This is a genomic window from Luteimonas sp. 8-5 (genome assembly GCF_029763755.1).
Lineage (GTDB): Bacteria > Pseudomonadota > Gammaproteobacteria > Xanthomonadales > Xanthomonadaceae > Cognatiluteimonas.
In genome coordinates this window covers 1-614 of sequence record NZ_JARUVM010000184.1, presented here as the reverse complement: position 1 = coordinate 614, position 614 = coordinate 1, and the positions used below count along the sequence as shown (strand labels likewise).

General features: G+C 73.9%; 1 protein-coding gene. It reads left to right on the top strand.

Annotated elements, in window-relative coordinates:
• Nucleotides 1–614 (top strand): primosomal protein N' (priA, locus tag QAA18_RS12830; protein WP_279413486.1); only part of this gene is annotated, 614 nt, incomplete at both ends.

Genomic DNA, 614 nt, shown 5'->3' with positions numbered 1-614 from the left:
GCGCTGCACTCCGGCCTGGGCGACGCCGAGCGCGCGCGCACCTGGACCGCGGCCTGGCGCGGCGAGGCGCGGGTGGTCGTGGGAACGCGCTCGGCCGTGTTCACGCCATTGCCCGACGCCGGCCTGGTGATCGTCGACGAAGAGCACGACGGCAGCTACAAGCAGTTCGACGGCATCCGTTACCACGCGCGCGACTTCGCCCTGGTGCGGGCCAAGGCGCTGGGCGTTCCCGTCGTCCTGGGCAGCGCCACGCCGTCGCTGGAGACCTTGCACAACGCGCACGCCGGCCGCTACCTGCACCTGCGCCTGCCACAACGCGCGGGCGAGGCCCGGCCGCCGACGGTGCGGGTGCTGGACGTGCGCAAGCGCGCACTCGACGCGGGCCTGTCGCCGGACCTCCTGGCGGCGATCGGCAGGACGCTCGACGCTGGCGGACAAGTGCTGGTGTTCAGGAACCGCCGCGGCTATGCGCCGGTACTGCTATGCCATGACTGCGGCTGGAGCGCGCAGTGCCAGCGTTGCGACGCACCGATGACGGTGCATGCGGGCGGCCGCCGCCTGCAATGCCACCACTGCGGCCTGCGCCGCGCCGCGCCGCCCGCGTGCCCGGATTG